We start from the raw sequence: 728 nt of genomic DNA on the forward strand, positions 1-728 counted from the left end.
ATGAAAGCATTAAAAGCTTCTGTATTTGCCCTGTTATTAAGCGGAATGTACCTGACCTCCTGTCAGAAAGATCATGACCAGGTAATGGATACGCCTGTGGCCGCCAACAGCACCAAAGCCAATAACCCTGGCTCGGACCCTGCCGCTATCAAGATGAAAGAACCCGAAAAGCTCTTTGAACGCACCCTGAAAGTTTTTGATGCCTCTAAAACCAAAAGCACCACCCTGCGCCTGCGTGCCTCCAGCCAAAAGACCCTGGACGGCCTGAACCTCGACGATATGCAGTTCACCCTGGTGCAAACGCCCTCCAACCTGCTGCAGCAGTCCGCCGCCCCTACCTCTTCCAAGGAAAAAGGAGGCACGCTGTTCTCGCAACTGGGCGCTACCAAGGATAGCAAGAAAGCCGAAGACCTGAAGATCCCCGACAATGCCATCATGATGGACTTTCCTAATGAAGCCACGAATGCACCGGTATCCATAGAAGTCAGCAGCAAGGCGAAAGCCAACCTGTCCAGCGCCGATCCGGCCGCACAGGCCCTGGCCACTTCTTACCTGTACCTGAGCGGCACCAACTGGCACCGCGTACAGGTGACCAACCTAGGCACCAATGCCATCTACTCGGCCTTCTACTACCATTACTTTGGCTACAAGTATTACTCGGGTTATGCCTACACCCTGTACCAGAACGGTTGGTCGTACTACTACAATTGCAACTACTCCGTTGGTGT

The 728-nt window shown here is 53.2% G+C and carries 1 protein-coding gene; it reads left to right on the plus strand.

Annotation, left to right across the window (positions count from 1 at the left end; translation table 11 throughout):
• Window positions 1–45 precede the first annotated feature (45 nt).
• The coding region (locus tag V9K67_RS27090; RefSeq protein ID WP_336728270.1) for a hypothetical protein at window positions 46–728 on the plus strand (683 nt) is incomplete at its 3' end.

Source organism: Huijunlia imazamoxiresistens, from assembly GCF_037132455.1.
In the GTDB taxonomy this organism is placed as follows: Bacteria; Bacteroidota; Bacteroidia; order Chitinophagales; family Chitinophagaceae; genus Flavisolibacter; species Flavisolibacter imazamoxiresistens.